Source organism: Staphylococcus coagulans, assembly GCF_022557135.1.
Classification (GTDB): Bacteria; Bacillota; Bacilli; order Staphylococcales; family Staphylococcaceae; genus Staphylococcus; species Staphylococcus coagulans.
Window position 1 is genome coordinate 2051815 of the sequence record NZ_CP092966.1, and the last position, 7522, is coordinate 2059336.

Sequence of the window (7522 nt, forward strand, 5' to 3'; positions counted from 1 at the left end):
ACTATCCCTCCTATAACTCTGCTGGTTTAAGTGTTGCGAAAGCTTCAGGTTTAACGTTCATGTAAGCAATATGCATTGTTGCACGTAGTGCAAACATGTCACGTTCGAATAATGACACTGGTTGGTCTGATGCGTCAGATGCTTGTAATGTAGTTAATGTTGCATCTTCTGAAATTGCGTATTCGATACCTTGTAAAATACCATAACGCGCATAATCCCAATCGCCCATTAATGCTAACGATTTCTTTTTGTCGTATACATCCGCTCCAGTATAAGATAGTGGTAATCCCATAATCTCGTTCCCGTTAGCATCAAATAATGGTCTGTCATTAACATCTAAAGCATTACGCATTTTACTTCTGAATGAACGTGTAGTTAATACGCCGTTAGGATCTAACTCTTCATCTTCAATTGTTGCCATTAATGCAGAGAGGTCTACATATAAGTCGTTTGTATCTGTGACAACGTTACCTTTTTCTTCTGCACCAGTAACAAGAGGTTTACCGCTAGTTGAAGTGTTGTAAGGCGACTTAGTACCAAAGATTACAGCTTGGTCAAACGCTTTGTAGAATGCTTCTGCAATTAAAGGTTTAACCTCGTTAAAGAAATCTTTTGCAGTCCATTTAAGAAACTCTTTTGATAATGGAATGATTACACCGATTTTTTTAGCTTCCATTTCTGCTTGCGCATATTCAGGTTTAGAAGTTTGAATACGTTCAGTTTCCGAAACCCAATAAGCACCTACGCCTTTAGCTAAGTAAGTAAACTTTTTCTTTTGTGCTGTCATTGGCTCATTTTTAGCTAACTTCATGATAGCTGAATTTGCCATAATCTCTTTCATAATTAACGTGCCTTGTTCTGCTGGAATTACACCATTTTTAAAATCCGACAAAATAACATTAGCCGGAGTGTACGTTGGAGTTGCCATATTTTATTACCTCACTTTATTTTCTGATATTAATTTCTCGCGCCATTTCTTCGATTGACTTAACGTTTGATAAGTCCACATCATTGTCTTGCGCTTCTCGAACATGTCGCCCACTTGACTTAAATTTAGCCTCAACGCCTTCTTTGACATACTTATCGAAAGTTTCTTTAAGGCTTTTTAAATTCGCTTCAGTATCTTCATCAGAATCACCTAAGAATCTATCTACCAATGATGGTGGTAGGTTCATCTCTTGGGCTTTACCTAATGCATAACTTTTTAGTTTCTCGCGTTTAGCCTCTGCATCGCGTTTCTCTAGCTCTTTTTCAAGTGCGCTAATTCGCTTTTGTTCTTCTGATTGTTCAGGATTGCGTTTTTGTACTTCTTTCTCAATCAAGTTCTCAAGGTTCTTCTCTTTCCAAGATTCCAAACCTTTTGTGTGGTAACGATCTAATTCAGGTTGAATAAATCGTTTACCTTCTTCTGTATCTAAAAAGCCTTTAACGTCATCAACAGACACCGTCTTAAGTCCACTTAGATACTCTTTTACGTCTTTGTCGTCTTTGTGTTCTTCAAAGTACGACTTAATATCCTCGACATTCATATATCATTGCTCCTTTTTTCGCCCTTTGCGTACCGTAATAGTCCGAAAAGTGCATAATAAAAAAGCAGTTTAACGACATACTTTAGGTCGAGCAGTAAGGTGCTAGCTACATAAGATTAAAAAATAGCGTTTTTTACATTTTCTTCTTCTTTAAATGATTTGATAGCAGGAATATCTGACTCGTTTTTTACATTGAAGTTGATAAGCGGTTTACCATTCTGCAACTCGTTAATTTCTTCGCATAAAACTTTAATTCTTTCTAATTTCCTTATAGCTTCATCAGCCTCAACGTTTACTTTTACTGTAAAATCCATATCATTTTCCACCTTTATAATTTCTTCGTTCTTCGCTACCATCAGAATGAATGATTAAAATATAATTCTTCAGCCAGTAAAGTTTAATCACATTATTTTCCTTCACTTTAATCATCCTTTCCTTCTCATTCTCTCCCAGTCGCGATAGGACATTGACGGGATTACTTCTGTAGAACCATCGTCATTGCGTACACGCATTACGCCAGGCAAATCATCTTCGTCGATGTAATACAGTAACTTACAACGACAGTTAATATTCTCTTTGGCACTGGCGACACCCACAAATAAATGTGGTGCAGGACCCACGCAACCACTAGATTTAAAATTGTCATCTATTTCAACCGATTGCCCATCTAAATGACGGTGTGTATCACGTGTGCGTGTATCTTTAGTAGCTGACCAACGTTTCATCATCTTCATGCCATTGTTTTTAGCTACCATAGCACTGTCTAATCCTGCTTGTGCCATCGCTCTGCCTGCTTCTGTGCGTGCCACGCGTTGTGATTGTGCTTTTGTCATACCTATGTCATCACGCAACGCTTTAGCAATTTTAGAATAGCCCTCACCGCTCATGATACCTTGTGTTATGTGAATGCGGATACGTTTAAGAACCTCGTTGCGATGTTTCTGTAATGTTGGGACCAGGCGGATAAATTCAATAGGTTGTTCAATCGCTTTGTTAATCACAGATGCAGTAGGCACATCAAAGCGCATAGATGATTGACTAGCCATTTCATATAAATAAAGACTCATCATATACTTCTCAATGTAAGTGTTATGTTGAGTCTGTTTAATAGCTTTGGCTACTTGGTTATAATCTTCAGTTAACATCTGACCGATGCGTACAAGCTCTTTATTTAAACGATTGTATTTATTAAACTCTGTCCACGTCACATGTGGGTTATCAGACTGATATTTTTCAAACATATCCGCTAGTGTTTGTTTAATCTCTTTCAATCGATTTGAGAACAACACTTCGATTTCTTTTTCTGATTTACCTATAAGGCTCTCAATGTAATTATCTATGTCATTCTGGTTGGTTATCTTGCGGTCTGCCATTAGCGTCACCCTCGTTTATATCAGGCAATTTACTGTTCATTTCAAAGTTGTCACGTTCCATTTCGTCTAACTCATAATCAACGTCATCAACTAACTGTGATTGTCCTAATCTAGTGCGTTCAGATACTTGTCCTCTTAGGTTAATCAACACTTGTGACTCTTCTAACTTATTAACTGGAATATTACGAGTGAATTTGAATATAAGGTCTAAATAGCTGTCATCATCAACGTTGTAACCTTTTCGCTTTAATGCAGACAAAATAACTTTAAATTGGTAACGCAACATTGCTGTCATCTTACGTTCGAATGTCATACATTTGTTTTCTAGTGCCATAAGCTTTAACTTCATACCAATGATAGGTACATTCCCGTTAAACTCATCAGAATTGAAGTTAACTGATTTAGCAAAACGCATGATGTTCTTTTCGATACGATCTAAATGATTCTCAATCATTCCGTCATTCACATCTTTAGTTAAGTATTTAACGTCCATATCCTTGTCGAATAGCTCGAAAGCACCACTCTTTTGAGTCTCCTGTATCATTTGCTCACTCATGCCCATTCCACGCAATACAAGGTATGCTAGACGTGTTTGACTGATTTCACTAGATGCATCACTCATCGTTAAGTCATAAGCATCTATCAAGTGAATTACCTTTTCTGCGTCACCTAACATCTCTTTGTTATTCGGCACACCAAACAACGGGTTGTAATCGAATAGATGCTCATATCTACCAACTTCTTGTAAGGCATCTATACCTTCGCCACGGAATACGTAGTAGTAAGTATCGTCATAAAACTCTGCATAGACATATTCTTTACCGTTGTCATCGTCTAATTCATAAAAATAACGTAATGAATATGTAGGTTCTAATATACTGTCACCTACAAACACTACGTTAAATGGATCTATATTCTTTATTCTTACTTCACCATTTTTATCAATATAAGCTAACCTAGCACCATATCCACAAATCGCAGCCATTTTACCCATCTCTGAATCTTCGTCATAAACGTTATTGCGTAAGATAAAGTTGACAATAAAGTCTTTGAGCTTGTCGTTCTTCGCCGTGTTTTCATCCAGGTCATAAGTGATTGGCACACCATGTAGATAACCTACACGTGTGTCTACAATCTCACTATCGAATGAGTTGTTAAGTTTGTTGTTGATTGTCACATCTAGGCGCCTAACATTGCCACCACGTTCAAAGTCTTCCTTCTCCTCAATCGGACTACGTTTAAATATTGGTACGTAATCAATATGTGTCTTGTATCTGTTGTATAGATTAATCATTCGTTCACGGTCATCTTTATGTGATTCGATTAATGCTTCTATATGTTTTGGTAGTACACCTTGTGTCCTAATGTCATCTATTAGCTTGTACAACGTTATCTTGCCCTCCTCAATCTTTCGGGTTTAGTATGTGTATATATGGCGTATCGTAATGAATCTAACACATCGTCAAATTCTTTCATCGGTTCTCCGTTTGTAGGGTGCCACACATATTTGTATATCTCTTGCTTGAATCTATCCATATGATCATACAGAACAAATAACTTGTTTTGTTTGAACAACTTAGCTACTTCTTCAATCCCTGATAATCTACTTTTGTCCGCGTTAATAGCCCTTAAACCATGTCGTCTGAATTCAGTGATATATTCGGGTCTGGCGGTATCGCAATAAAAGTTGATATTGCCATACTTCGCAACAATACCTTTAGCTATGTCCACCCAATCCTCAATAAACTTAAATTGGTGGGCATGTTCTTCGATAAAATAAAAGTTACCGTCAATACCTTTTCCTAATAGAACGATAGAACCATAATGTTCAAATCCCCAGTCGACACCTGCAAAGTATTCTTTAATAGGCACTTTCACCAAATCATCATAGGTAATGGTATTTTGATTCAAATCAAAGTCGGCATATACAACACCGTCACCTGATACCCATTTCCCATTGATATTTCTTTCATAGAACATTCCTGACGGCGTTGAGGCTTTGATAGACTCTTTGTATCTATCATTTAAAAACGTGTTGTCATCGAGCTTATATTGATAACTCAATATACCAGCTTTAGGGTCTGTATTCTCTATATAGTCTTTTAACAACCAATGTTCAGGGTGGTCAGGGTTCGTATCAACTAATATCCTTGCACCTAATCCACTACAACGTGATTTAATTTCGTCGAATACTTCTTCATGAGCAAGTGACGCTTCGTTGATATATGCACCGTACGCAGTCATACCACGTATGGCACCAATACCACTTACTTTGCTGTGACCTGTTTGTACCACTTGCACACCAAACAACGTGAAAGAATTGTACTTATCAAAGTTAAACTCTAACCCGTATTTGTTCGTAAGCTCTATCAATACATTTTTCTGTATCGTACCTAATGTAGCTCCCGCCAGAATATATTGAGGTCTCTCAACACCTTCTTTGTCTGCTATTTCACGCACACGCATTAATTCGCGCAAGAATAAGTCGTTGTTCAATATCGTCTTACCTGTACGTTTAGCACCGTGATTAATGAGCATAAACCAATCTCTCTTTTGCGTTTCCCTCAAGATTTCTATCTGTTTATCTGTGTAGAGTTTGTTAAGTTTACTCATTAGAGATCACATCCGTTATAGCGTTATGCAACTGACGTATCTTATCTTCAGTACCTGCGTCACCTTTATCAATTTGTTCAATTTTCTTTTCGAGCATTTTGACTTCTGTTTCGATTTTCTTGTTAGCTAAAACTTCACTACCTAGCGTCATTCTATTCATGCCATCTAAACTAGCAAGGAAAGCATCGGCTGTTGCTTTCTTCACTCCGTCTATCTCAATGTCATTCTTAGCTACATTCTTTAGCCACTCATATTCTTCAAAAGCCTTTTGGCGTGTCCATTTAGATTCTTCAGCTACTTCTTGACGCAATTCTTCGTACCTTGACATAACCTTATCATTTTTCGCCATTCTACTTGCTTGCATATCAATATATGCTTCACCTTTATTTTTAGTCGAATACCCTGCGTCAATGTATGCTTTTCGTTGGCTTTTGCCTTCTATGAGCCCTAATACAAACTGCTCTTGTTTATGCGTTAATTTAGTCAATTCTTTTCACTGTATCACACGCCTTTACGTTAATTACTCTATAAATTTGAATACAAAAAGACACTGCGCGTATACAGTGCCTAGTGATTTTGTTTTGGGTATTTTATTTGAGTTATGCACTCATATCAATCACACATTATGTAATTCATATCAATACACAAAAGACGCCTCTATGGGCGCCTTCACGTTCACATCATCGAAAGGAGGATTTAATGCATCATATGGAAGAAATCATCGTTGTACATTACTGTACAGTCAAATTATACAAAATATTTTTTTTACTTCAAAATAGTGTCATTTCTGTCATTTTCGTCATTTTCGTCATTTGTGTCACTGCAGTAAATATATTTTTTCTGCTAACTCATCACGTTTGGTTAAAAAGTTATTACGGTTAATTTTTGAATTAGGCATCTTCTTTATAATCGATTCTCTGTTATATCCTTTTTTCAATAGTTCTAGAAAACAGAAATCGACAGTACCTAGTTTCTGTTGTGATTTATTGATAAACTCAATTTCTTCAAGCATTTGTGTATATCGCTTGTTTGACCGTTCAAGCTTTATTACAACATCTTCTACTTTACTAGCGTTTTCCCCCTTAGGTTTAGGTAATGTTGATTGTATTCCATATTGCGCAATAGAGTTGCTATCATATTCAGGTATTGCATCAGCAAGTACATTACACTTAATTTTATGCGTTCCAATCATATTAAGTATTGCTTCTTTGCTGTACATTACTCGTCCCCCTTTTTAAAACTTCGATAGCATCTAGTCATAGATATAACAAATCTCATTTCTTCATTACTTAATTTTATGCCATCAATTTCGTATTGCTGATCTACAAAATTATTTAGAGATATTGGTCGTTTCTTTTTGTGGGTATAATTTACATCGTTTGAGTCCTCAACATCGATGTTATAATCATTTTTTATAATCTTTTTAATCAAATTATGTTCTTCCTCATTATTGCTAACCGCTTTGATAAATTTTGATAAAAAGACTTTGTCAAAACTAGTTTTACCATTTTCAATTCTACTAATATGTCCGTGCGAATAATTGATAACTTTAGAAAACTCTCTTAATTTAATACCTTTTTCTATCCTTAAATATCTAAGATACTCGTTAATCGTCATTGTCTTTCCCTCTCAACATCTCAACCTCATATTCTCTTGCTTTCAACTCTCCCTGCAACTTCCCGTTTTCAACCATGCTACCTACAAGCAACAGCGATACGAATATTAGTATGATAACTAGCCACATTATTCCGACACCTCTGCTTTAAAATTGTTTAAATGTATATGATCATCAATGTAAAAATCATTAGGTGCTTCCACCTTGTCATTCGCTGTTAATAAGATGATTAATTGTTCCGTTAGGTATTTACCTAACTCATATAACGCTAATGTTATTAATAAGTTGATTGTTCGTTTAATCATTGTCTGCCTCCTTGTATTTACTCAACGCCTCTTCCTTACTATTTGCCTCCACAACACTAAACGTTTGATTGTGCTGTGGTTTAATTA

Annotated in this window: 11 protein-coding genes; all 11 read right to left on the reverse strand. The window is 36.3% G+C overall.

The genetic code is table 11. The features are described 5' to 3' along the window. Positions 1–10 precede the first annotated feature (10 nt). A complete protein-coding gene (locus KM149_RS09780) occupies positions 11–928 on the reverse strand; it encodes a phage major capsid protein (RefSeq protein ID WP_216342224.1) in 918 nt (305 codons plus the stop codon). Positions 929–944: 16 nt separating this feature from the next. Beyond that, on the reverse strand, positions 945–1529 hold the full coding sequence (locus KM149_RS09785; RefSeq protein ID WP_216342222.1) for a DUF4355 domain-containing protein: 585 nt from the start codon (positions 1527–1529) through the stop codon (positions 945–947). A gap of 116 nt (positions 1530–1645) precedes the next feature. Next, positions 1646–1843 (reverse strand): hypothetical protein, encoded by a 198-nt coding sequence (locus tag KM149_RS09790; RefSeq protein ID WP_216342220.1) that lies wholly within the window; start codon positions 1841–1843, stop codon positions 1646–1648. A 111-nt stretch (positions 1844–1954) separates the two neighbouring features. Beyond that, entirely contained in the window at positions 1955–2902 is a 948-nt protein-coding gene (locus KM149_RS09795) for a phage head morphogenesis protein (RefSeq protein ID WP_216342219.1), read from the reverse strand. Continuing rightward, on the reverse strand, positions 2871–4295 hold the full coding sequence (locus KM149_RS09800; RefSeq protein ID WP_241415596.1) for a phage portal protein: 1425 nt from the start codon (positions 4293–4295) through the stop codon (positions 2871–2873). Before KM149_RS09800 ends, KM149_RS09795 begins: the two co-directional genes overlap by 32 nt. Beyond that, positions 4292–5515, reverse strand: a complete 1224-nt coding sequence (locus KM149_RS09805) for a PBSX family phage terminase large subunit (RefSeq protein ID WP_241415342.1) — start codon at positions 5513–5515, stop codon at positions 4292–4294. The genes KM149_RS09800 and KM149_RS09805 overlap by 4 nt, the downstream gene beginning before the upstream one ends. Then, positions 5508–6002 (reverse strand): terminase small subunit, encoded by a 495-nt coding sequence (locus tag KM149_RS09810; RefSeq protein WP_241415343.1) that lies wholly within the window; start codon positions 6000–6002, stop codon positions 5508–5510. Before KM149_RS09810 ends, KM149_RS09805 begins: the two co-directional genes overlap by 8 nt. A gap of 330 nt (positions 6003–6332) precedes the next feature. Beyond that, positions 6333–6734 carry a hypothetical protein gene (locus KM149_RS09815; RefSeq protein ID WP_241415344.1) on the reverse strand — a complete coding sequence of 134 codons (402 nt, stop codon included), beginning with the start codon at positions 6732–6734 and terminating at the stop codon, positions 6333–6335. Beyond that, positions 6734–7132 (reverse strand): helix-turn-helix domain-containing protein, encoded by a 399-nt coding sequence (locus KM149_RS09820; RefSeq protein ID WP_241415345.1) that lies wholly within the window; start codon positions 7130–7132, stop codon positions 6734–6736. The genes KM149_RS09815 and KM149_RS09820 overlap by 1 nt, the downstream gene beginning before the upstream one ends. A 126-nt stretch (positions 7133–7258) precedes the next feature. After that, entirely contained in the window at positions 7259–7435 is a 177-nt protein-coding gene (gene rinB / locus KM149_RS09825) for a transcriptional activator RinB (protein ID WP_214967682.1), read from the reverse strand. Next, positions 7428–7520, reverse strand: coding sequence for a DUF1381 domain-containing protein (locus KM149_RS11965; protein WP_281070345.1), 93 nt, complete (start codon positions 7518–7520; stop codon positions 7428–7430). The genes rinB and KM149_RS11965 overlap by 8 nt, the downstream gene beginning before the upstream one ends. Between the last annotated feature and the right edge of the window lie 2 nt (positions 7521–7522).